General features: G+C 66.1%; 13 protein-coding genes, 2 tRNA genes and 1 pseudogene. 6 read left to right on the forward strand and 10 right to left on the reverse strand.

The genetic code is table 11. From position 1 onward, the window contains the following. Nucleotides 1-4: 4 nt before the first annotated feature. The 3 genes from ACOFKW_RS13810 to ACOFKW_RS13820 all read left to right on the forward strand — a co-directional run bounded on the left by ACOFKW_RS13810 (nucleotide 5) and on the right by ACOFKW_RS13820 (nucleotide 2296). Nucleotides 5-925, forward strand: a complete 921-nt coding sequence (locus ACOFKW_RS13810; RefSeq protein ID WP_419814720.1) for a LysR family transcriptional regulator — start codon at nucleotides 5-7, stop codon at nucleotides 923-925. 245 nt (nucleotides 926-1170) lie between these two features. After that, nucleotides 1171-1242: transfer RNA gene (locus ACOFKW_RS13815), tRNA-Ile, on the forward strand. Nucleotides 1243-1297: 55 nt separating this feature from the next. Next, the gene (locus ACOFKW_RS13820; RefSeq protein WP_419814721.1) at nucleotides 1298-2296 is read left to right on the forward strand and encodes a lysylphosphatidylglycerol synthase domain-containing protein; all 999 of its coding nucleotides are present in this window, start codon (nucleotides 1298-1300) and stop codon (nucleotides 2294-2296) included. On the opposite strand, the gene ACOFKW_RS13825 is transcribed toward ACOFKW_RS13820, so the two are convergent. After that, on the reverse strand, nucleotides 2250-2933 hold the full coding sequence (locus tag ACOFKW_RS13825; protein ID WP_419814722.1) for an MOSC domain-containing protein: 684 nt from the start codon (nucleotides 2931-2933) through the stop codon (nucleotides 2250-2252). The genes ACOFKW_RS13820 and ACOFKW_RS13825 overlap by 47 nt on opposite strands. A gap of 271 nt (nucleotides 2934-3204) precedes the next feature. Between ACOFKW_RS13825 and ACOFKW_RS13830 the strand changes: the two genes are divergently transcribed. From ACOFKW_RS13830 to ACOFKW_RS13840, 3 genes are all read left to right on the forward strand, one after another. Further along, nucleotides 3205-3281: transfer RNA gene (locus ACOFKW_RS13830), tRNA-Pro, on the forward strand. A gap of 255 nt (nucleotides 3282-3536) precedes the next feature. Continuing rightward, nucleotides 3537-3836: a hypothetical protein gene (locus ACOFKW_RS13835; protein ID WP_419814723.1), complete on the forward strand. Its 300-nt coding sequence runs from the start codon at nucleotides 3537-3539 to the stop codon at nucleotides 3834-3836. 66 nt (nucleotides 3837-3902) lie between these two features. Next, nucleotides 3903-5222, forward strand: coding sequence for a chloride channel protein (locus tag ACOFKW_RS13840; protein ID WP_419814724.1), 1320 nt, complete (start codon nucleotides 3903-3905; stop codon nucleotides 5220-5222). On the opposite strand, the gene ACOFKW_RS13845 is transcribed toward ACOFKW_RS13840, so the two are convergent. The 9 genes and pseudogenes from ACOFKW_RS13845 to ACOFKW_RS13885 all read right to left on the reverse strand — a co-directional run bounded on the left by ACOFKW_RS13845 (nucleotide 5198) and on the right by ACOFKW_RS13885 (nucleotide 22058). Next, nucleotides 5198-6475, reverse strand: coding sequence for a DUF2254 domain-containing protein (locus ACOFKW_RS13845; protein WP_419814725.1), 1278 nt, complete (start codon nucleotides 6473-6475; stop codon nucleotides 5198-5200). The genes ACOFKW_RS13840 and ACOFKW_RS13845 overlap by 25 nt on opposite strands. Next, entirely contained in the window at nucleotides 6472-7698 is a 1227-nt protein-coding gene (locus tag ACOFKW_RS13850; RefSeq protein WP_419814726.1) for a hypothetical protein, read from the reverse strand. Before ACOFKW_RS13850 ends, ACOFKW_RS13845 begins: the two co-directional genes overlap by 4 nt. 132 nt (nucleotides 7699-7830) lie before the next feature. Further along, nucleotides 7831-9764 (reverse strand): annotated as a pseudogene (locus ACOFKW_RS13855) (SLC13 family permease). Beyond that, entirely contained in the window at nucleotides 9661-11184 is a 1524-nt protein-coding gene (locus ACOFKW_RS13860) for a DUF389 domain-containing protein (RefSeq protein WP_419816952.1), read from the reverse strand. The pseudogene ACOFKW_RS13855 and the gene ACOFKW_RS13860 overlap by 104 nt, the downstream one beginning before the upstream one ends. 255 nt (nucleotides 11185-11439) lie before the next feature. Continuing rightward, complete coding sequence (locus ACOFKW_RS13865; protein WP_419814727.1) at nucleotides 11440-14241, reverse strand: M14 family zinc carboxypeptidase; 2802 nt, start codon at nucleotides 14239-14241, stop codon at nucleotides 11440-11442. A gap of 56 nt (nucleotides 14242-14297) precedes the next feature. Beyond that, nucleotides 14298-17384 carry a TonB-dependent receptor domain-containing protein gene (locus ACOFKW_RS13870; RefSeq protein WP_419814728.1) on the reverse strand — a complete coding sequence of 1029 codons (3087 nt, stop codon included), beginning with the start codon at nucleotides 17382-17384 and terminating at the stop codon, nucleotides 14298-14300. 536 nt (nucleotides 17385-17920) lie between these two features. Continuing rightward, nucleotides 17921-18391, reverse strand: coding sequence for an Lrp/AsnC family transcriptional regulator (locus ACOFKW_RS13875; RefSeq protein ID WP_419814729.1), 471 nt, complete (start codon nucleotides 18389-18391; stop codon nucleotides 17921-17923). Between the two features lie 240 nt (nucleotides 18392-18631). Continuing rightward, nucleotides 18632-19651 carry a LacI family DNA-binding transcriptional regulator gene (locus ACOFKW_RS13880; protein WP_419814730.1) on the reverse strand — a complete coding sequence of 340 codons (1020 nt, stop codon included), beginning with the start codon at nucleotides 19649-19651 and terminating at the stop codon, nucleotides 18632-18634. Between the two features lie 58 nt (nucleotides 19652-19709). Continuing rightward, nucleotides 19710-22058: a TonB-dependent receptor gene (locus ACOFKW_RS13885; RefSeq protein WP_419814731.1), complete on the reverse strand. Its 2349-nt coding sequence runs from the start codon at nucleotides 22056-22058 to the stop codon at nucleotides 19710-19712. Nucleotides 22059-22106: the final 48 nt, after the last annotated feature.

Raw genomic sequence — 22106 nt, forward strand, 5'->3', positions numbered from 1 at the left:
GGGCATGAACCTCGATTGGGAAAAGCTGCGGCTGTTCGATACCGTCGCCGACGCCGGCAGCTTCACCGAGGCGGCGCGGCGGATGCATATCAGCCAGCCGGCGCTGTCCCGCCAGATCCAGGCGCTGGAGGAGACGGTCGGGGCCAAGCTGTTCCACCGCCACGCCCGCGGCCTGGCGATGACGCACGAGGGCGAGCAGCTGCACGCCGCGACGCATGAGATGAGCGAGACGCTGGAGCGTACCCGCGCCAGCATCGACACGTCGCGCAACCGCCCGTCCGGCGAGATCCGCCTGACCACCACCGTCAGCTTCGGCTCGACCTGGCTGGCACGCCAGATGGGGGCGTTCCTCGATCGCTATCCCGACATCACGGTGACGATGATCCTCGCCGACAACGACATGGACCTGGCCAAGCGCGAGGCCGACTGCGCCATCCGTTTCCACGCGCCGTACCAGGGCGAGTTGATCCAGAAGTCGCTGGTGCCGATCCGCCACCGGCTGTGCGCCTCCGCCGAGTATCTGGAGCGTCACGGCGAGCCGCGGAGCGTCGCCGACCTCGATCACCACCGCCTCCTTGCCTATGGCAGCGCCGCGCCCGAGGCCCTGAAGGGGATCAACTGGGCGCTCGAGCTCGGCCATGAGGGCAGGCCGCGCCGGCCGGCGTTGACGCTCAACAACAGCTTCGGCGTGCTGCAGGCGGTCGAGGCCGGGGCAGGGATCGCGGCCCTGCCGAGTTACCTGATCCGCTTTTCCGGCAAGGTGCAGGTCGTGCTGCCCGAGGTCGAAGGCGCGACCTTCCGGACCTTCTTCGTCTATCCCAGCGAGTTGAAGAAATCGGTCCGGGTGTCGGCGCTGCGCGACTTCCTGGTGGAGCGGATGACATCGGACGCGCTCGACCTGCCGGGCCATGCCACGTCTGCATAGCTGCACTGCAGCATGGATGGCTGCTCCCCAATCGGGCGTCGGAGCATAAGGACTGTGTTGCCGCGTCTGACGCGGCCAGCCACCGGCCTCCGCCTTCCCTGCGGACCCCGGTCGAGGTTCCCGGCCGCCCTCCCCCCCTTGGCCGGGAACCGATGGATTAGACTGGGGCCGGTAGCGCAAGCTGCCGGCCCCATTTTTCTGTGGCCCGACGGCTCAGGCTTCGCTAACCGTGCCAGCGCCCGGATGGGCCTGTAGCTCAATGGTAGAGCAGGCCGCTCATAACGGCTCGGTTGGGGGTTCGAATCCCTCCGGGCCCACCGGGTTGAATGGCTGTTACCGGCCCAAGGAGTGCTTCTCGCCTGTGACCTGCCAGTGTCCCTGACGTCGAAGCGCAGCATCGGTCAGTGGGTATGGGCAGTCGTCGGACTGGTTGTGCTCGGCATCGCCCTGTGGGGCATCAAGATGATCACCGGGCAGGTGACCATCGCCGACATCGCCAAGGACATTCACGCGACCCCGTCGCACCTGCTGGTGCTGGCGGTGCTGTCCGCGGCTGCCTCCTATGTCGTGCTGATCGGCTATGACTGGATCGCGACGACGCACCTCGGCTACCGGCTGCGCTTGCGGACCCTGGCCGCGGCGTCGTTCGGCAGCTTCACCGTCAGCCACGCGCTCGGGCTGACGGTGCTGACCGGCGGCACGGTGCGCTACCGGATGTACACCAGGGCAGGGGTCCGACCGCTCGACATCGCGCTGATCATCGTGCTGTGCGGCTGGACCTTCTGGCTCGGCATCATCACCGTCGCCGGTATCGGGCTGCTGGTCGCCCCCGATCTCGCCGCGCCGCTGGAGCAGGTGCTGCCGCCGTCGATCAAGGCCGCGGCACCTAGCATCAAGGACTGGGCCGGAGCCATCCTGCTGGCGGGAGCCATCGGCTACACGCTCATGGCATGGCTGTGGCGTCGTCCAATCAAGCTGTGGACATACGAGTTCGTGCTGCCCGACCTGAAGGCGACGCTGCTGCAGATCGTCATCGGGGCGATCGACCTCGCCTTTGCCGGGACGGCGCTCTACGTGCTGTTGCCCGACGCCGGCGCAGTCGACCTGCTGACCCTGCTGACGATCTATGCCGTGGCGATGGTCGCAGGGGCGCTCAGCCATGCTCCGGGCGGGCTGGGGGTGTTCGAGCTGGTCGTGGTGGCGCTGCTGCCCAACAGCGAGAAGGCGGGCGTGCTGGCGGCGCTGGTGATGTTCCGGGTGATCTACACCTACATCCCGTTCGCGCTGGGCCTGATGGTCATCGGCTGGACCGAGTTCCTCGCCTTCAGGACGCGACGTGCCGCACCAGGGCAAGCTGCCGAAGCGCCTTGACCTGCCAGGTCTGCGCCAGGCCTTCCATCGCCAGCATCTCCGACAACAGGTCCGACCCCAGCGCGCGCGCCGCGATCAGCCCGGCAAAGCGCGAGATCGGCCAGGCCGGGTTGGGCCGCTCGACCACGACATGCTCGTCGCCCGCGCCGATCGCACCCGGCTCGAGCACCCGGTAATACCAGCCGCAATGGCCGGAGCGGATCATCGCCCGGATCAGCCGGGGCTCATCGAACACCAGTCCCAGCTTGAAGCACGGTTGGCGCGGCTGGGTGACCTGCAGCAGCGCACCGCCCGCCCGGATGCGGTCGCCGATGTGGATGCCGGTCTCGTCGACACCGGCGATCGGCAAATTCTCGCCCATCGATCCGGCGACGAACCGGTCCGCCAGACGCGGGAATGCCGCCGCCCAGTCGGGATAGCGCGACAGCGGATAGCCATAGACCGCTTTGTCGACGCCGCCGTGCACCGCGAGGTCGGCCTGCTCGTCACCGGCAAGCCCAAGCGCCTGCGCCATGACGGGATGCCCGACGGCATGCTTGATATAGCCGCTGCGCGCCGGCGGATTGCCCAGCGACGCGATCTTACCGACATGGACTGCGGCAATGTGCGCGGCACCAAGATTCGGGCTTGCAATCATGCCGACATGATCCACATTCCAATCAGTTGCAACATAGCGAAAGGAGGTGGTCCAATGTCTCATTGCTCCAAGTCGGAAACTGGTTTTGATGGACGTGGTCGCGAGGTGTTCGCGATCTAACCCTCTTTCGGTTTCACGACCGGCAATGGAAGGGCCGTCGGGGCAGAAACCCCGGCGGCCCTTCGATTTTGTGGAGAGTGTGGCGAAAACGTCCCGTTCGACAACGATACGTTGACCGCCCGGCCTAGTCCGCCTATGTCGCGGCTCCAGTCGGGGAGTGGCGCAGCCTGGTAGCGCATCTGGTTTGGGACCAGAGGGTCGCAGGTTCGAATCCTGTCTCCCCGACCATATTTTCATATAGCCGTGGATCGTCAGCGCCGCCCTTGGGGGTGGCGCTTTGTCGTGCAGCTCGCGTCGCGGCGGCATCCTCGCGTCTGCGACCCAATCCAATGGTAACGGTGTGTCCCGCCGTGATCGGCGATCGCAGAACCGAGCAGCGGTACGGGTGTTTGGAGGAGCGGCTCGCACCCGGGCGCTTGCACTGTCGCTGACGGGCGGACCGCGTGATAGGAGCATTACATACCAAGTTAGCAAGGACTTGCGATGGATGAGAGAGACGGCAAGAAGCTGCACGATACGATCGGGTTTGTCGGACTTCGAGCGCAAGCGACAGCTGTAGGATTGATCCAGCTCACTGCCGAGCTGGTCGCAGCCGGTGTGCTCGACGAGCCTGCCCTCGATCGGATCAAGGGCAGCATTGCGCAGGACCTGGCTTTGAGTCGGCCCCCGCATGCATCGCTTGAGCATTTCGAAGCCGAGACGAAGCGAAAACTGGATCGGCTCTTTGCAGGCCAGGAGAAACTCGAGTCACTCGAGGAAGCACCGGACAAGAAGGGGCTCTGAGCCTAGCGATTGCGCCCCCGGCCCCGGGTTGCGTGCGGTTGGCTGGCTTATCTGCTATCGGACCCGATGGATCGCACAACCAAATCCGAAATCCACGCCGTCTGGATCGCTGCCCTGGGACCGGTGTGGCGCAGCCGCGCTGCGGCGGGTGCCGGCGCTTTGTTGATCGGGCTGGTCGCGGTCGGATTCGCCGCTGCCGCCGACCTGATCCAGCAGCGGCTCGGGGGGTTCATGCGGCGCGAGATCCTGACCTCGTTGCTGGTCACGCCGCTGCTGTTCGCCGCGCTCGTCTACCTGACGCGCCGCTTCGCACCTGCCGCTGCCGGCTCGGGCATCCCCCAGGTCATCGCGGTGGCGCGCAATGTCGAGAACCTGTCCGGGCGCGGCCTCGTGTCGATGCGCACCGCCGCCGCCAAGCTTTTGCTGACGCTCGGCGGACTGATCGCAGGCGCCTCGGTCGGGCGTGAGGGCCCGACCGTGCAGATCGGCGCGGCCCTGATGGTCATGACACACCGGATCTTCCGGGTGCCGCTGACCTCGGGCGTCCTGATCGCGGGAGGCGCGGCCGGTGTCGCCGGTGCGTTCAATGCGCCGCTGGCCGGCGTTGCCTTCGCCATCGAGGAACTTGCCGCCGCCTACGAGCAGCGCCTCGCCGTGCTGGTCATGGGCGCGGTCGTCGCGGCCGGATTGATCAGCCGCTCGGTCACCGGGGACTATGTCTATTTCGGCGTGGTCCACGCGGCGCTGGCAACTGGCCCCGCCTTGCTGATCGCGCCGGTCGCGGGGGTTATTGGCGGCGTATCAGGCGGCCTGTTCTCGCGCGCCTTCCTCGGGCTGTCGCGCTGGCTTCGCGAGCATCCGAGGATCGGCAGTCGCCCGGTGCTGGTCGCGCTGGTCTGCGGCATCGGCGTGTCGTTGATCGCGGTCGCCAGCGGTGGCCTGACCTGGGGCACCGGCTATGAGCCGGCGCGCTCACTGCTCGAGGGCGGTGCTCAGCCGATCTGGTTTGCCCCGGCGAAACTAATCAGCACGTTGTTGACCGGCTTGTCCGGGTTGCCGGGCGGCATCTTCGCGCCGTCGCTGGCGACGGGGGCAGGGCTCGGCGGCCTGCTGGCGATGCCGTTCCCAACCGACGAGGCACCGGCGATCGTCGTCATCGGCATGGTCGCCTACTTCGTCGGGGTCGTCCGCGCGCCGCTGACCGGCGTCATCATCGTCTCCGAGATGACGGCCAACCGCGGGCTGCTGCTACCGTTGTTCCTCGCCGCGATCATCGCCGACTTTGCCGCCAACTGGGTCTGCCCGGAGCGGCTTTACCATGGCCTGGCGAAGCGGTTCCTCACGGTGCCGGCGGCGTCCGATCAGGCGAGCCCGGAGCGCGCCTGACGCGCCAGCAGGTCGGCGAGGTCGGCAGGTGCGTCGATTGTCCGCCGGGCATCGGCAACGACCAGCGCCGCATGGCGCCGTAACGCCGCGATCCGCCCGGGCTCGGGCTCGTAGCTCGCGACTGCACCCAGCACTTCGACCAGTCGGATGAGCACGGCGGGGCTGCCGGCGGCGTTCTGCCGGATCGTGTTGAACATGGCGTCGACGAGGCCGTCGTAATCGGTCGCCGGCGCACGCAGCACCGCGACGCCGTCCCGGCAGACGATGCCGGTCGGCAGGTGACGCGGAACGATGTCGCACAGCGTCGCGCCAAGCCGGTCGAGGACGCTGATCGCCGTGTTCGGGTCGTTGATCCCCGCCGACAGCGCCCGCACGGCGATCTCGACGAGTTGCCGGACCGGATACTCCAGGTCGACGCGACTGACACGTTGGCCGCCGAGGGCCGTGGCGCGCCGGATCGCCGCGTCGATGCCATCGGTTGCCGGCTCGGCACGGGCGATGGCGCTGCCCGGAAAGACGAAATCGCCCGGTCGCACGAGCAGTTCGATCCGGACCGTGTGAGCGGCGGCCCAGTCGGCGAGCCGTTCGCGGTCGAGTTCCTGGAGGTAGCCGCGGCGCGCGTCGGTTATCGCGATCGCCGCATCGCCGAGCTCCTGCCACTCCACCGAAGACCGCGGCTCGGCGTCGGTCAGAGTCTCCACTGCAATGCGCAGATCCTCGCTGACCAGCTCGATCACCGTATCGACGTTGATCCGGCCCGCCATGTGGCCGACGAAATAGACCAGCGTGCCGACGCACACGAAGGCCAGCAGGATGCCGACGGTCAGCGACACGTGCGGAACGAAGACGCCTTCGTCCTGGGTTCGGACGCTGCGCAACACCATCAGGGCGTAGGAGAAGGTGCCCAGAAAGGCGCCGAGCGTGAACTGGTTGCCGCGGTCGCTGACGAAGTTGCGCAGCAGGCGTGGTCCCATCTGGCCGGCCGCCAGCGACAGCGCGGCGATGGTGATCGAGAACACCGTGCCCGCGACGCCGATGGTCGAGGAGGCGACTGCACCGAGCAGCGTGCGTGCGCCGGTGCCGCCACCATTGTAGAGCCAGGGGCTGTCGATCAGTGCTTGCGGGACGAGCCCGCTGCGGTCGAGCGCGACCAGCCCGAGCGCCAGTGAGATGCCGAAAACCACCAGTATCGCCGGCACTAGCCAAAAGGTGTCGGCCAGCACGCCGATGAATTGCCTGATCCGGGCGTTCATCGCTCGATCACCCCTCGGCCGGTGCGCCGACCAGCGCGGCCACCAGACAGATCAGTCCGACGACGACGAAACCGGCCTTGGCCAGCGGCGAGCCGACTTGCGTCCGCCGGGCGACCCAGAACGCCAATCCCGCCTGGACCGCATAGAACAACGCGAAGGCGCGCGACGACAGGGCGATGACCTCGAACGGGTCGGTCAGCCAGACCACCGCCACCGCCAGCGCGTTGGCCACGACGAACGCCGTCCGCACGGAAAGCTTTCGGCGCGACACTTCGAGGATCAGCCCGCCCGAGCCGATCGAATCGGCGATAGCGGCGCTGAGCTGGCTGGAGACGGCGCCGACGAGCACGAACACCCCCATGACCGGTGCCGACCAGCGCCATGATATCGAGGATGCCCGCGACACCCTCCGCCTGCGCGGCCCGACCCAGGAACGGTGTCAGCAGCGCCAGAAACGCCAGATAGATCGCCGAAGACAGCCACTGGGCATAGCGCATGGTGCGGACCCGCGTCGCCTGATCGTAGCTGGCACCGAGATAGCGGGAGGTCTCGAACCCCTGCACCGTGATCAGCAGGCCGAGCAGCAGCGGCAGGCTGGCGAACGAGACTGCCGCCGGTGGCAGGTCGAGCGCCACGCCGGAGTGGCCGGCCCACCAGAAGCCGAGCCCGGTCAGCAGTCCCGCGATGATGCCGATCTTGACCGCCACGGTCGCGTGCGCGGCGTGTTCGATGCGCTTGAGGTCGCCGGAAAAAGTCAGCAGCGTCAGTCCGACGATGATCGCCGTGACCAGGGCGTTGGCGACAAGCGCATGGCTGCCCAATTCGAACGGCAGCGACTTGAGGACGAATTCCGCAAGCAATTTCAAAAAATAGGCGACCGAAACCGAATAGGCGATCGCCAGCAGGAACTGCCCGACCCGCATCGCCCAGGCGAAGCGATCGTTCATGGTCAAGGTCGCGGCGTGGTTCTCGACATGAATGATGTTAAATCGGATCACCGCCCCGACGGCGTAGGCAAGGGCGAGCAGCACCGCCATCGCCGGTAGCGCCGCCGCGCCGAATTCGCGCGCCAGCAGCGGCCCGCAGATCAGGAAGCCGCTGCCGATGATCGAGGCGAGCGGGGTAACCGTCGCCTTCCAGCCGGTCGAGCGGGCCAGCGGACCGAAGCTGAGCAGCGCGGTCACCGCGAGCGCAACGATGCAGGCAAGAGCAGTCAGCAGCATCGAACGGGGCAGCCTTTCGGGACGAGAGCTATCAATGCCACGCGTAACCCGGGCCGTCGTGCCAATTCGGCTTCACCGCGCGCCCGATGGCACTGCCGCCGGGAGGCAGTGTGGCACCCGCAGCTTGCCGGCTCAGCCGTAGCCGAGCGTCAGCACGCCGCCGGTGATGACGACGACCAGCACCACGAGCGGCGCGCCGATCCGTGAATAGTCGGAGAACCGGTAGCCGCCCGGCCCCATCACCAGCAAATTGTTCTGGTGGCCGATCGGCGTCAGGAAGTCGGCCGAGGCGCCGACGAGCACGGCGAGCAGCGCGGCGTCGGGGCTGACGCCGAGCAGGCCGGCGGCGTCGATGGCCAGTGGCCCCATGATGATCGCGGTGGCGACGTTGTTGAGGAAGATCGACAGCAGGATCGTCACCGCGCAGATCGCCATCAGGACCAGTGGCAGCGGCGCCCCCGCCAGCGCCCCGGCGAGCAGCCGCGCCGCGGTCGCCGCGGCACCGCTGGTCTCGAAGCTCTGGCCGACCGGGATCATCGCCGCGAGCAGGACGATGATGCTCCAGTCGATCGAGCCGTAGATCTCCTCCTTGGCAATCAATCGGGTCGCCGCCATCACCGCCGCCGCGGCGAGAAAGGCCAAGGCTGGTGAAACACGCCCAAGGACGATCGCGACGATGGCGCACAGGAAGATGCCGAGGATCGCAAGCGCGCGTCGCCGGTCGACCGGTACCGGATCGAGCCGGTCGATCTCGAGCAGCCTGGCGCGGGTGGCAAAGCGTGCGATGGCGTCCGGCGCGCCGCGCAGGAACAACTGGTCCCCCGCCTCGATGCGCAGCGTCTCGAGCGGCAGGCGCTGGCGCGCAGCCCTCGGCCCGGCGGCAACCACCGCCAGCGCGTTGCTGCTGCGATCCCGCACGGCGTCATGGCTCAGGCCGATCAGGAACGATCCATGGGCGACTGCGACGCGCGCGGTGACGCCGTCGGCCACCAGCGTGGGGTCGAGGCCACTGGTCAGGCCGGTCGCTTCGGCGACGCTCCACTGGTTGCCTCGCGACAGCAGCAGCATCGTATCGGCGGCCGCGAAGGTGTCGGTCGCCGGCAGCCGGACGTCACCCCTGAAGGTCGCCAGCAACCGCACCGACGCGTCGCGCAATCGCGCCAGCATGACATCACGACGAACGGCGGTTGCCACGGTCAGCTCGAACACGCGCCAAGGTGCGCGGGCGAGTTCACGCGCCGATTGCCGGATCGGCAACAGGCGCCAGCCAAGCGTCGTCAGGTAGACGAGGCCGGCGACCGCCACTGCGCCGCCGACCGGCGCCATCTGGAAAAACCCGAACGGCGTCCCAAGCTCGGCTTCGCGTACCGACGACAGGATCAGGTTGGCCGGCGTGCCGATGAGCGTCGTCATGCCGCCGAGGATCGTCGCAAAGGCAGCGGCATCAGCGTCGCGGCCGGGGCGCGCTTGCTCTGGCGGGCGATCTCGGTGGCGATCGGCATGGTTATGACCAGCGCCGCGATATTGTTCATGAAGGCCGACAAGGCGGCGCCGACCAGCAGCAGCGCCGACAGGCGGACGGCGAAGCCCGCCGTCGCCGGCACGATCGTCCGCGCGAAAGCGGCCGCAACGCCCGACAGTTCGACCGCGCGCCCGACGATCAGCACCGCCGCGACGGCAATCACCGCCGGGTCGGCGAACCCCGCGAGTGCCTTGGCCGGCGTCGTCAGCCCGGTCACCAGGCAGGCGAACAGCGCGAGCAGCGCGACAAGGTCGTGCCGGACTTTCTCGGAAACAAACAGGATGAGACTGAAAACGAGGATCAGCGTGCTGAGCAATGCCGGCGTCAAACGGGAGGGCTCCAGTTCCGCTGTGTTTGCCGGCGCAGCAAGCGTTCGCTGCTGCTGGCCAAGGCAATCGGGATGGCGGGGACTTCGATTGGCGCGATCGTCGAACGACCGGTCATGGCTGGTCCAGCCCGGACGAGGCGATGCCCAGCTTGACGACCTGACCCTGCGGCGGCGCCGACACCGTGGCAAGGTTTTCGCCCCTAAGGAGGGCCGCAATCGCCAGCGCGCGACGTTCGGCAAGCCGGGGACGGGCGGGAACGAAGCCGCGCGGCGGCAGACCCGGCACGATCAGCGCCGGTGCGTTCCAGCGTCGCGCTGCCCATGCCGACAGTGACACCGCGGCGCGGGCGCGGTCGTCCGGAACGTCGCTGCTGTCGGCGAACTGCACCGTCGGCAGTGCCGCGAACGGTGGCACGATGACGATGTCCCAACCCTTGGCGGCGGCGGCGGCGCGCCTCTCGAGCGCGTGGTAAGCGGCGAGACCGGCGCCGGGCAGCGGCGTTGCGGTCGTGGTCGCCCGTTGATGGTCACGGTCGAGGACGACACGCGCAGGCGTCGTGCCTGCGGCCAGTGCGACCAGATTGGCAACCTCCGCCGCATCCTGTTCCGCGGCGCTGACGGCCTGGGCTTTCTCGACTTCGGCGCGCTGGGCGGCAAGCGCATCGGCACCGGGCGCCAACAGGACCCGGTCGAGCTGCAGGTTGATCGGACGGTCGAGCTTCGTGGCCAGTGCCGTCCGCAAGGTGGCATTGCTGACCTGGGCTCCGCGCGGCGCGATCACCACGGCGCGCACGACCAGCGGGTCGCGTGCGAAATCGACATCGAGCTGGCTGATTCGCGCCTGCGCACCGAAGCGCTCGGTCAGCAGCGCGCGGACCTGGTTGACCGCCACGGCCTCGCTGGCAATCTGGCGCAGCGCGAACCCCAGCGGGACAGCGAGCACGACGAACGCCGAGATCAGCAACGTCGTCTGCATCATGCTTTGCCGGGCCGACAGCGTGTGACCAAAGCCGTAGAAGCGCGCCAGCGCCGTGGCGGTCAGGGCGATTGCGACGAAGTTGGTCGCGAATAGTTCGAGGGCGCCGATGAAGACCGGCATGTTCTGTGTAGCGAGGCCGTAGCCGACGACTGCCAGCGGCGGCATCAAGGCGGTCGCGATGGCGACGCCGACGATAGTCTCGCCGCGACCGCGGATGATCGCGAAGGTGCCGGCCAGCGCCGCGAACAGTGCCACCAGCAGGTCGAACAAATTGGGCCGGGTGCGCGCCAGGATCTCGGCGGTCGGGGCCTTGAGCGGCGAGGCCAGGACGATCAGCGCCGTGAACATCACGGCTAGCGCGGCGCCGCCGGCCAGCGCGATCGACGATCGCCGCACCTCTGCGAAATCGAAGGTCGCCAGGCCGAAGCCAAGCCCTAGGATCGGGTTCATCAGCGGTGAGATCAGCATCGCCCCGATCACGACCGCCGGGGATGACAGCAACAGGCCCAGCACGGCGATCCCGGCCGACATCAGCGTCATGAAGATGAAGCGCGCCGACCAGCCGCTTTCACCCTCGATACGAGCGACGACACCGGCGTGATCGATCCCGGCGACGAGCGGCGCACGCAGCGCACCGATCAGACCGTGTGCTGGTATCGACGATCCGACCGGATCTGCAGCGCCGGGGTCGGCGATCGTCAAGGTCTTGCCCTCATTACTGCCGACTATAGCGGTTTGTCCGTCTAACCAACCTTCTTGGCTTAGGTGCCGCTCCTTGGCATCGACATGGGTATGCGATGATCGATGCCGGCCTAGGGCTCAACTTCCTCGTGCCCCGACGCGCCGTCAGTTGGCAGGCTTGCGCCGGAGCTGCACCCGTTAGAGGCAGCAACTCCGGCTCGGCAGTGTCGCCTATTCGCCGCGGTTCGGGGCCTTGGAGCCGTCGTCCTGCTCGGGTGTCGCGGTGAGCGAGACGTTGGGCTCGGGCCGCTTCGGTGCTTCGCCGGTCACGCCGCCCAGCGACTTCCAGTTGAGCATGGCGTTGTACAGCATGCGGTACTCGCCCAGTGTCTGCCAGCGCCAGACCGGGTTGGTGGCGAACATCAGCACGCGACCCTGGCCGGTCGGGACATTGATGATCGCCGGGCGATTGCGGACCTCCTCGGCGCCCTTCATGAAGCCGCTCATCACCGAGGCCTTGCCGCCCGGGAACTCCATCAGCACCTGGCTGCGCGACGATGGCTTGATCGTGAACAGCGTGTTGGTCGCCCAGCGCACCGGCACCGTCGCCTCGGTATAGCCGAAGAAGATCGGGCTGAGCGGCTGGAGCAGCTTGGCCTTCACGATCGGGCCCGGCGCGTTGAAGCTGCCGCTGGCGTTGGCGGCCGTGACGCTGTCGACCAGCCCGAACGACGTCGGCACGGCGGACGCGTTGCCCAGCGTGATCAGCGTGCCGCCCTGTTCGACGAACTTGCGCAGCTCGGTGACGCCCTCGCTGCCCATGCCGCCCCGGATATCGTCCGACGAGCCATAGGCGCCCAGAGTCTTGAACTTATCGTTGGGTTTGTAGGGCAGGGGTTTGCCTTTCATCGGGATGTCGAAAACGATGTCCTGCGCCGAACGCCCCTGGCTCGGAATGATGATGACGTCGTACTTCGCGCTCAGATTGCCGCCGCGGACCTGCTCCTTGTAGATCAGGTCGTAGGGCGTCTTGTACTGGTCGAAGGCGTAGCGGACCCAGCCGACGCTCTGGGTCGATCCCCAGGTCGTGAAGACGGCGGTGCGCGGCACGCTGACCTCGTGCGTCGTGACGTCGAGCTTGGCCGGCGCGGCGATCGTCGTCAGGCCAAGCTCCTCGACCAGCGGGCGCAGCGTCGAGCTGGCGCTGGCGGGGACGATGAAGGAGCCGGCCGGAACGTCGGTCTTGCCGATCTTGAAGGCCTTTTCGGCGACGCGGACGGCGACGTTGCCAAGGCGGTAGCGAAGCACGGCGAGATTGACCGAGCCAGTGTCGAGGACGACGAACCCGCCGGCACCGGCCGAGCCGAACGTGCCTGGGGTGTCGAACTTGTCGACCTTGGTCGTCGCGACCTTGAGCACCGACTTGTCGGCGATCTCGACGATCTTGGTGCCGGTCATCAGCCCCATCGTCCAGGCGGCGTCGTCATAGGTCGTCAGATTGTCGTTCGGATAATTGTCCTGCAGCTTCAGCAGGGTTTTCGCCAGGCGGCCGTAGGGCTGGTCCAGCTTCACCAGCAGCGAGCCGGCGGGGTACTTGCCCTCCTTGACCTCGACCGTGGCGCTGGTCTTGCCGATCTCGACGCCCTGCATCAGCAGTTGGTCGACGACGAACTTGACCCGGCTGAGGTCCGCCTGGCCGCCCGGGATGATATAGGCGTACGGCGCCTTGGACTGTCCGGCCTTCACCGAGTTGACGCTCTTCTGGTAATAATTTTCCAGGATGACGTTGGGGAAGGTCGATGCGAGCTGGAGCGCGGTCAGCACGCCGGTTTCCATGTAGTTGGTGTTGTTGCGCATCGACCACATAACGTTGCGATAGGCCGGCGACGGGCGGAACCAGTCACGCTGCAGCTGATTGCCGCCACGCGCGCCGGTCTGCTCTGCGCCATTGTCGACGTGGCGCAGCATCGTCGTCGCGCCGCCGTTGCCGAAGGTCTCGTACATCCGCAGCATGCCGTTATGGTTCGACGACATGAAGCCGACGTAGCCCGGCGACCAGGCATCGACGAAGCCGTGGGTCCAGACGCCCGGCATGCCGAACTTGGTCAGCTGCGACATCTCGAAATTCGCGTAGAACGGCAGCTCGCCGTACAGGATCGGATCGAGATCGGGGTTCTGCGGGGCCTGGCCGCTATAGGTGTACAGGAACGGCACGGACTCGTGCAGCTCGTGCATGATCGGCGGATGCCACTCGAGGTAATATTGCAGCAACTGCCGGGCACTCGGATCCGAGAAGTTCATGTCGCGATTGTTGTCGTGGTAGATGTACTTGCCCCAATATGGCGGGCCGCCGGGCTTATCGAGGTCGTTGGTCTCGTCGATCAGGCTCTGGTGGTACCAGTCGACATAGCGGTCGCGGCCATCGGCCTCCAGCACCGGGCTGATCGCGACGATGAGGTTGTCGCGGATCTTCTGGATGAGCGGCGAATCCTCGGTGAGCAGGCGGTAGGCGAGCTCCATCGTCATCTCGGGCGGGCCGGTCTCGGCGCTGTGGAGACCGGCGGTCAGGTGGTAGATCGGCTTGGTGTCGGCGATGATCCGCGCGGCGTCGGCGGCGCTGGTCTTGCGCGGGTCGGCGAGCAGCGCGAGATTGGCCTTGTAGGTCTCCAGCCTGGCCATGTTGGCGGCACTTGAGATCATCACTATGACGTTCTCGCGACCTTCATTGGTCTTGCCGAGGACGAGGATCTTCACGCGGTCAGGGGCAGCCGCCGCCAGCTTGCGGAAATATTCGACAATCTGCTCCTGGCTGTGCAGCTTGTTGGGGACGCCGACGTGATCGCCGAACGCCTGCTTGGGGGAGGGGATCGTCGAGGACAGCGGCAGATGGTCGACCAGCGGGCTCATGAACTCGGGCCGGGTCGTCCACTCCTTTACCTGCTTGGCGAAATCCGGGTCCATCGTCTGGGCGTATGATTGCACGCCGATCGCCAGGGCGCTGGCGCTCGCCAGGATCGTGAAGGTCAGTTTCATCGAGGTAATATCCTATAATTGCTTGAGGACGCAGGATTCGACGCTCGTCTCGAAAGTCAGAATTTGTAGCCGACGCTGGTGTACCAATAGCGCGCCTGTGGCGCATAGAGCCCGGCCAGATAACCGCCACTGGAAATCGGCGGATTTTTGTCGAAGATGTTGCGCGCCCCGACGGTGATCTTTGCGCCGGCCAGGCCACCCTTATCAAAGGCGTACTGGACGTAGAGATTCGCCGTCGTCTGGCTTTTCACCCTGAACAGGTTGCGGTTCGCGTCGAGGATCGCCGTCAGCCGGACGGCATCGATATACTGGACGAACGTCCCGACCTGCAGATTGCCGAGTGTCCAGGTAGCGGTGCCCGACCCGCGCCATTTGGGACGGCTGTTGAGACCGACGAGGTTCTGCGCCCCGGCGATGACGAAGCCGTTGTTGATCGTGCCGGCTGCCTTTGCGTCGAGCAATTGCTGTTGCGGGATCAGTGCTTCCTGCAGGTATTTCGAGATCTTGCTGACGCTGACCGAGGCGTTGATCCGCCCGAACGGGGTGGTCGGCGAGACGTAGCTGACGCCGAAGTCGATGCCGGTGACCTGCAGCGGCTGGAGATTGTCGTAGCGGGTCGTCAGGCCGATCGGCTGGCCGGCGGGAGCGATGCCGGTGCCGGCGAACAGGGCGATGTCGTCGGCGGTGACCGGCCGGCGGATGACGGCATCGGTGGCGCCGCCCTGGACGCGCGCGAGATAGTCGAGCGCCAGCAGATTGGCGTTGCTCAGCGAACTCACCGCGTTCTTCTGCTTCAGCTCGAAGCGGTCGACGGTGAAGGTGATCCGGCCCCAGTTGTCGGGAATGAACTCGGGCTGGAAGACGAAGCCGAACGATGTCGAGGTCGAGTTCTCCGGCTTGACGTCGGGATTGCCGCTGATGCTGGAGGATAGGGTGAACGTCCGGTTGCAGGCGGCGAAGCTGGTGATGCGCTTGGCTCGCAGATCGGCTTCGCACTGGACATAGTCGATGTTGCCGTTGCCGGTCAGCGTCGCGGCGGGGATGTTGAGCACCTCGAGGTTGGGGGCGCGGAAGCCGCCCGACCAGGAGCCGCGGAGTTTCAACCCCAGCGCGACATCCCACGACACCGCGACCTTCGGTTTGGCGATATCGCCGACGTCGCTATAGCGCTCGTAGCGACCCGCCACCTGGACATCGATGCTGCGCACCAGCGGGATGTGCATGTCGGCGTCGATGATCGGGATCGCGAGCTCGCCGAACGCCGACAGCACCGTACGCTTGCCCCGGACGTCGAGCCTCGGGCTGCTCATTGCGAAGTCGGTTGCGAGGACCTGGTTGGTGACGCTGTCGGTAAAGACGATGGTGCCGTCCTGATGCGGATCGCGGTCGTCGACATAGGTCTCGCGGCGTACCTCGACGCCGGTGGCAAAACCGATGTCGCCGGCCCATAGGGAGAGCAGGTGGGCGTTCGAGACCTTAAGGTCGGCCAGCGCCAGCGTGCTCTTGTTCTTGCGGATGCCCTTGACGATGAAGCTGTCTATCGTCGACTGCAGGTTGCGCGTGCTGTCGCCGACGCTCGGATTGGCCGGATCACCACCGTCGAAGACGTTGTAGGCGTCGGGCGTCGTCCGGTTGATCGCCCGCTGCAGCAGGGTGTTGCTGATCGCGTCGCTGACATCCTTGACGGTCGCCTCGGAGTAGAGCGCTGCCGACTCCCAGCTGAAGTTGCCGATGTCGCCCCGCAGCCCGGCGAGAAAGCGGTACTGGTTGTTGGTCACCTCGACCTCGCGCGGGCCAACATCGACAGGTCCGAGCGAAGTGATCGTCACCGGTACGCCGGCCGCGGAGACGTTGAGGCCGGGCAGGCGGTTGACCGACCCGACCGGTCCGAAGGGGTTCCAGTAGGAGTTGGCGGCGACGGTGATCGGAAAGGCCGCGACGACCGTGGCGTTGGCGTCGATCGCCCGGGTCTTGGCGTAGTAATAGCTCGCTTCGGTGAACAGCTGGACGCCGTCGGTGAGGTCGTACTTGGAGAACAGGAAGACATTTGCCCGGCGTGCGCGCGGCGTGATGGTGGTGCTCGGGAAGCTCTTCCAGATTTCCTGGCGCAAGTTGCGGTCGTCGTTGCCGGTCACCGCGCCGTCGTCGAAGCAGACGCCGGCATAGGCGGTCGGTGCCTGGCAGCCGACGTTGGTCGTCGGCTGGAGATGGAAGATGCCGCCGGCGCTGGTCAGGGCGACGCCGTTCTGCCGGATGACGCCGACGCTGCCCGGCACCTGGAACTGCGCCCAGGGTGAGGCCGACTGGCGACCGTCGAAAGCGGTATTGCTGGCAAACGCTGGGTCGCTGATGAACGACCGGACGTCCTGGGTCGCCGTGTAGGTCTGGTCGCTGTAGAGCAGCGAACTCCGGGCGTAGAGCGTTCCCATCACCGAGAAGTGACCGCGGCCGCCGGCAAAGTCCGAGCCGTAGCTCGCGTTCAGAGTGCCTTCCTTCTGGTGCGTGCCCTCGGCAAAGCCATATTGCGCGTCGATGGAGGCGCCCTGGAGGTTCTGCGAAAGCACGGTGTTGACGACGCCGGCGATGGCATCGGAGCCGTACAGGGCCGCGGCGCCGTCGCGGAGGATTTCGATCCGCTCCAGGCCGCCGACCGGGATGGCGTTGATATTGAACGACTGTTGAGGGGCACCGTCGACGGCCACCGTGGTCGGATGGGAAACGACGCGACGGCCGTTGAGCAATACCAGCGTCGTCCCGAGGCCAAGGCCGCGCAGGCTGATCGTCGAGACGTCGCCGCGCGCGCCATTCTGGCCGCCGCCGGTCGGATTGCCGAAGGTTACCGAGCCGGCCTGAGGTATGGTGCGAAACAGTTCATTGGCGGATACCGCGCCGGTGGCGGCGATCTCGTCCTGCGACACTACCGAGACCGGTAGCGCGCCACTGGTCGAAGCACCGCGAATTTGCGATCCGACGATGACAATGTCCTCATCGGCAGCGGCCGCAGCAGCAGCGTTGGAGGGGCCGGGGGAAATCGCAGTGGCAGCCTGATCGTCAGCAGACAGCAATGCGATCGTCTGCGGCGTACCCTGTGCACCGGAAGGTGCGGCCTGCGCTCGTGCCGCGTGCGGCAAGATGAGCGTCATCGTAGCGATCGCGATAAGCGAGCTACCCGAGTTGATTAGGTGCTTCATAACTTCCCCTTTGCTCCCGAACCACGAACGTCGCTTTTTGCGATCATTTCACGGTCGTGAGCCCCTGAACTAGTCTGCTAAGCGCGTTCCCATCGCGCTGCTGTAATTGCACTCACGCGGCTATTGCATCTGTTGTCCTCCAGTAGACGCAGTCCCGCGATCACGAAAAGTCGCGGAATGACCGATGTTGCGTTGCTGCAAGCTTGGATCCGGCCGCGTATTTCACGCTTCCCGAAAAAGCTGGTTCCCCTGGCCAGCACCCCGTCCTCGCAATCGAATGATAACGCGAGGATCGTGAAACATCCTATCTCTTTTTAGTTCGAGAATAGGAATGTTGTAACATTTCTTCCGCCTTACGGCTGAATATCAATTTTTTGTTTCATCGCAGCCGTTTTAATCTGGATGTGATTTTCGCCATGCTTGAGCTGCATTCAGCCCGCTCGAGAGTGCCGCGTAGGGGCAGGGTTCCAGATATCTGGTGAGCGCGTCTAGACGGGAACGACCGTCGTGTACTTCGTCGTCGACAGGGCGAAGTGCGAGGACGCGCCGCCGACCGATGGATGGTCGAGCAACGTCTGCATGAGGAAATTCTCATAGTCGGCAACATCGGCGGCGACGACCCTGAGCAGATAATCCCATTCGCCGGACATCGAGTAGCATTCCATCACTTCGGGACGCGACCGGATGAACTCTTCGAACGAGATCCGGATATTGCGAGCATGACTGCTGATGCGGATGTTGCAGATCACGCTGACGCCGCGCCCGACCCGCTCGGGATTGACCAGCCGGACCGTCGAGGACAGCACTCCGGCAACCTCAAGGGCCCTGATCCTGCGCCAGCACGATGCCGACGATGAGCCGACGCGTTCGGCCAGTTCGGCATGACTAAGCGACGCGTCGGCCTGTAACACTTGAACGATCCGCCGTTCGAGCGGTTCGAGTCCGGAACTATGCTTCATCGACGCGTGTCCTTCGATCCGGATTCTTGCTTCATCATGTCTGGCGAGGCTACGGCTGGCAAGGTTGGTCGCGATCCTGGTTCGTCTTTGCTGTGCCGAGTGCTTTAGGCGACCAATATCTGGATGGATTTTGGCAGCCGATGCCGGTCGGCGAATTAGTGTTCCACTCTGGTTTTCGGACGAGCAACTCTGATACTGCTGCGCCGCCGGTCTTGATCGCACTATTGCAGCGCGGCGTCGTTAAGCGATGCGGGCAGAGCCACCGCGGACAAACTCGCCCATGAACAGGCGGCGCTCGGCAGGATGGTCCGGATCGCTGATATGTTCGAACAGCATCGAGACCGTCGCGCTGACCATGTGCTCGACCGGCTGCCGGATCGTGGTCAGCCGGTAGCCCGTCCAGTCCGCAGCACCGACGCCGTCGAAGCCGACCACGGACAGGTCGTCCGGGACGCGCAAGCCCATGTCGCGCGCTGCATCGATTGCGCCGATCGCCATCAGGTCGTTGGCGCAGACGACGGCGTCCAGCGTACCCGCCTCGGCCATCAGGGCGCGGAGCGCGTCGCGGCCGCTGGCATAGTCGTAGTTGCCGCGCGCCACCGCAGCGACCGGGTAGCCCGCGGCCTTCAACCGGCCGAGTGCTGCTTCCAGCCGCTCGGTGCCGACGTGGCTGTCCTCGAGCCCGGCGATAATGCCGATGCGGCGGTGACCGGCAGCGAGCAGTCCGTCGACCAGCATCGCCTCGCCGCGAATGGAGTCGCAGCAGACCGAGCCGACGGGCCGGTCGCTGATCCGGTTGTACAGGACCAACGGTGTGTCATGGTCGGCGAACGCGTCGATCTGGTCGGGCGTCAGCTGGGCGATCGCAATCGCGCCATCGACACGAAAGCGCCAGACCTGCTCCAGGACATCCGTAGGCACGGCATTGCTGTCGAGCGTGAACAGCAGCGCCCGCATGCCGCGCTGCGACAGCTTGTCGGTCAGGTTGGCCAGCATCTCGGGGTAGGTCAGGTTGGTGATCTTGGCGAGGATTATCGCCACCAGGTTCGACCGCTTGGTGATCAGGCCCTGCGCGAAGGCGTTCGGCTGATAGCCAAGCTCGGCTGCCGCAGCCAGTACCCGGACCCGGGTCGCCCGCGCCACCACGCCGTCGGCGCGAAAGGATCGCGACACCGACGATTGCGAGACGCCGGCGCGCTGTGCAACGTCGTAGCAGGTGATCGTGCGCCGCGCTTGGCGTGGCTTGCGGTTTGACGTCATCGCCCTGAGGTCTAAGCCAGGATGCGCGACGACGCCACGACCAAGGCGGGACCGCTGATCAGAAATTCGCGCCGACCCGTACGCCGTACATCCGCGGCGCATCGTAGTTCTGGTTCAGACCGCCCGACCCGAACGTGGCACGGTTCAGCGTCACCTTGTTCGAGATATTATTGCCGAAGACCTCGGCGCTGAAGCGGTCGTTAGCCGAGGTCCAGCCAAGACGCAGGTCGAGCTTGGCAAAGCCCTTCTGGTGATCCAGCGAGGTGTTGAAGTCGGTCAGGTAATAGGCGCCGCTGTACAACACCGTGACCTGCGGCGTGATCTTGCCGGACTGGCCCAGGTCGAACGCATAGCGCACCGAGCCGGTCAGCTTGAGCTTGGGCTGGTAGGGTATGCGGTTGCCGCTGAGATTGAAACCGCCGGTCGGGTTGGAGGCGCTGATGGCCGGGGTGGTGTACAGTGCCGGTGCGGGAACCGCGGCGTAGCGGCTGTACTTGGCGCTCATCACGGTGGCCGATCCGGCGAAGGTCAGGCTGTCGACCGGCACGAACTCGGCTTCGAGCTCGACGCCCTTGGCGCGGCCACGGGCGGCATTGAGGATGGCCGAACTAGTGGTCACGCCGCCACCCGCCGCCGGGATCAGGAATTGGTTCTGCACCTGCAGGTCGCGGAACTCATTGATGTAGGCGGCGACGTTGAGCTGCAGCCGATTGTCGAGGAAGCGGTTTTTCGACCCGATCTCATAGGCGGTGACCGTCTCCGGGGCGAAGCTGCCCGGAATGGCGGGGTTGGTGAAGTTGCCGCTGTTGAAGCCGCCCGAGCGGAAGCCGGTCGAGACCGTCGCGTAGAGCATGTTGCGCCGGGCCGCATAGAATTCGGCGTTGGCGCGCCATGTCGCCTTGTTGAAGCTGAGTTCGATCGGCGGGAAGGGCAGGCCGGTCGCGGCGTTGATGCTCGGCGCCTCACCGGTGATGCGACCGTTGACGACCGTCGCCTGCTCGCGCTCGACGTCCTTCTCCTCGTGCGAATATCGCACCCCGCCGGTCAGGCGGAGCAGGTCGGGCATCAACCAATAGGACGCCTGGCCGAAGCCGGCGTAGGACTTGACCAGCGGATGGGCGTTGACGACGGCACCGGCCGGCGGCGAGTTCGGCTGGGCTTCGGTCAGGCTGTAGAAGTCGGCCTTGAAGATGTTGTCGTGCAGGAAATAAGCACCGGCGATCCACGAGAAGCGGCTGGAGCCCGACGAGGCGATCTGGACCTCCTGGCTGAAGGTATGGAGATGGTCGTCCTGCGCATCGAAGCTGGTGACGCGCGGGCTGAAGTCGTTGTCGGCGTTTCGAAAGACCTTGAAGTCGGTGTAGCCGGTGATCGATCTGAGCACGACCGGTCCGAGGTCGTACGAGAGATTGGCGCTAGCCTGATGCTGCTGCAGGTCCTGCCGCAGGATGACATTGCCGGGGTAGTAGAGCTTGCCGCCGATGATCGGGAAGCCCTTGTCGACGGCCCCGATGTCGGGAATGCCGTCGAGCGCCTTGGGGTTCACGAGCAGCGGCACGCCGGCGAGGTTGTTCGCGCCGGTCGTCGGATCGACGAAGATGCCGCCGACACGGTAGCCGAAAGCGCCGCCGCCGGTGCCCTTCTCGCGCCAGAAGCTATAGCGCAGGATCGCCTCGAAGCCGCTGCCGACCGGGGCAAAGCGCGCCGATGCCCGGACATAACTGGTGTCGCGATTGTAGATGTCATGGGCATCGTCGATCCCCTTGACGTAGCCGTCCATCTTCTCGCGCAGCCCGGCGACGCGGATTTGCACGGACTCGCCGAGCGGGACGTTGACGAAGCCATCGGCGCGCTTGCGGTCATAACTGCCGTAGGTGAGGTTGATGCCGGCTGCGAACTCCGAAGTCGGGGCAGCGCTCGCCACCGTGATGTTGCCGCCGAAGGTGTTGCGTCCGTACAGCGTGCCCTGCGGCCCGCGCTGGACCTCGACCTGCTGGACGTCGACGAAGGGCACGTTCGCTTGGGCGGCGCGGCTCTGATAGATGTTGTCGACATAGAAGCCGATCGAGGGGTCGCCCGAGGCGGCGACATTCTCGGTCCGGACGCCGCGGATGGCGGGTCGGGCGTCGGAGCCGGAGCGACCGAACGAGAAGCCCGGCGTCAGCACCTCGACACGCGACAAGTCGCGAATATCGTTGCGCGCCAACGCACCACCGTCCAGCGCCGTGACCGACAGCGGCACGTCCTGCAAGTTCTCGGTCTTGCGCTGCGCCGTCACGACGATGTCGGCAATTCCGGCCTCGGCGGCGTTTGGCGTTGGCGCTGGCGGCGCAGCGTCCTGGGCATAGGCTGCCTCGGTCGCCAGCAGCAGCGCCAGGACCGACGCGACGGAGACTTGGATGCTCATGCTGTTCTCCCGGCGGCTGGCCTATCCAGCGCTACGTCATGCCGTAAC

This window comes from Glacieibacterium sp., assembly GCF_965200405.1.
Taxonomy (GTDB): Bacteria; Pseudomonadota; Alphaproteobacteria; order Sphingomonadales; family Sphingomonadaceae; genus Glacieibacterium.

Excerpts from the sequence above, each read along its gene's own strand:
- ACOFKW_RS13885 (WP_419814731.1), bottom strand. The coding sequence starts at position 22,058 with ATGAGCATCCAAGTCTCCGTCGCGTCGGTCCTGGCGCTGCTGCTGGCG.
- ACOFKW_RS13835 (WP_419814723.1), top strand. The coding sequence starts at position 3,537 with ATGGATGAGAGAGACGGCAAGAAGCTGCACGATACGATCGGGTTTGTC.
- ACOFKW_RS13870 (WP_419814728.1), bottom strand. The coding sequence starts at position 17,384 with ATGACGCTCATCTTGCCGCACGCGGCACGAGCGCAGGCCGCACCTTCC.
- ACOFKW_RS13850 (WP_419814726.1), bottom strand. The coding sequence starts at position 7,698 with ATGCTGCTGACTGCTCTTGCCTGCATCGTTGCGCTCGCGGTGACCGCG.
- ACOFKW_RS13875 (WP_419814729.1), bottom strand. The coding sequence starts at position 18,391 with ATGAAGCATAGTTCCGGACTCGAACCGCTCGAACGGCGGATCGTTCAA.
- ACOFKW_RS13865 (WP_419814727.1), bottom strand. The coding sequence starts at position 14,241 with ATGAAACTGACCTTCACGATCCTGGCGAGCGCCAGCGCCCTGGCGATC.
- ACOFKW_RS13845 (WP_419814725.1), bottom strand. The coding sequence starts at position 6,475 with ATGAACGCCCGGATCAGGCAATTCATCGGCGTGCTGGCCGACACCTTT.
- ACOFKW_RS13825 (WP_419814722.1), bottom strand. The coding sequence starts at position 2,933 with ATGATTGCAAGCCCGAATCTTGGTGCCGCGCACATTGCCGCAGTCCAT.
- ACOFKW_RS13880 (WP_419814730.1), bottom strand. The coding sequence starts at position 19,651 with ATGACGTCAAACCGCAAGCCACGCCAAGCGCGGCGCACGATCACCTGC.
- ACOFKW_RS13840 (WP_419814724.1), top strand. The coding sequence starts at position 3,903 with ATGGATCGCACAACCAAATCCGAAATCCACGCCGTCTGGATCGCTGCC.
- ACOFKW_RS13810 (WP_419814720.1), top strand. The coding sequence starts at position 5 with ATGAACCTCGATTGGGAAAAGCTGCGGCTGTTCGATACCGTCGCCGAC.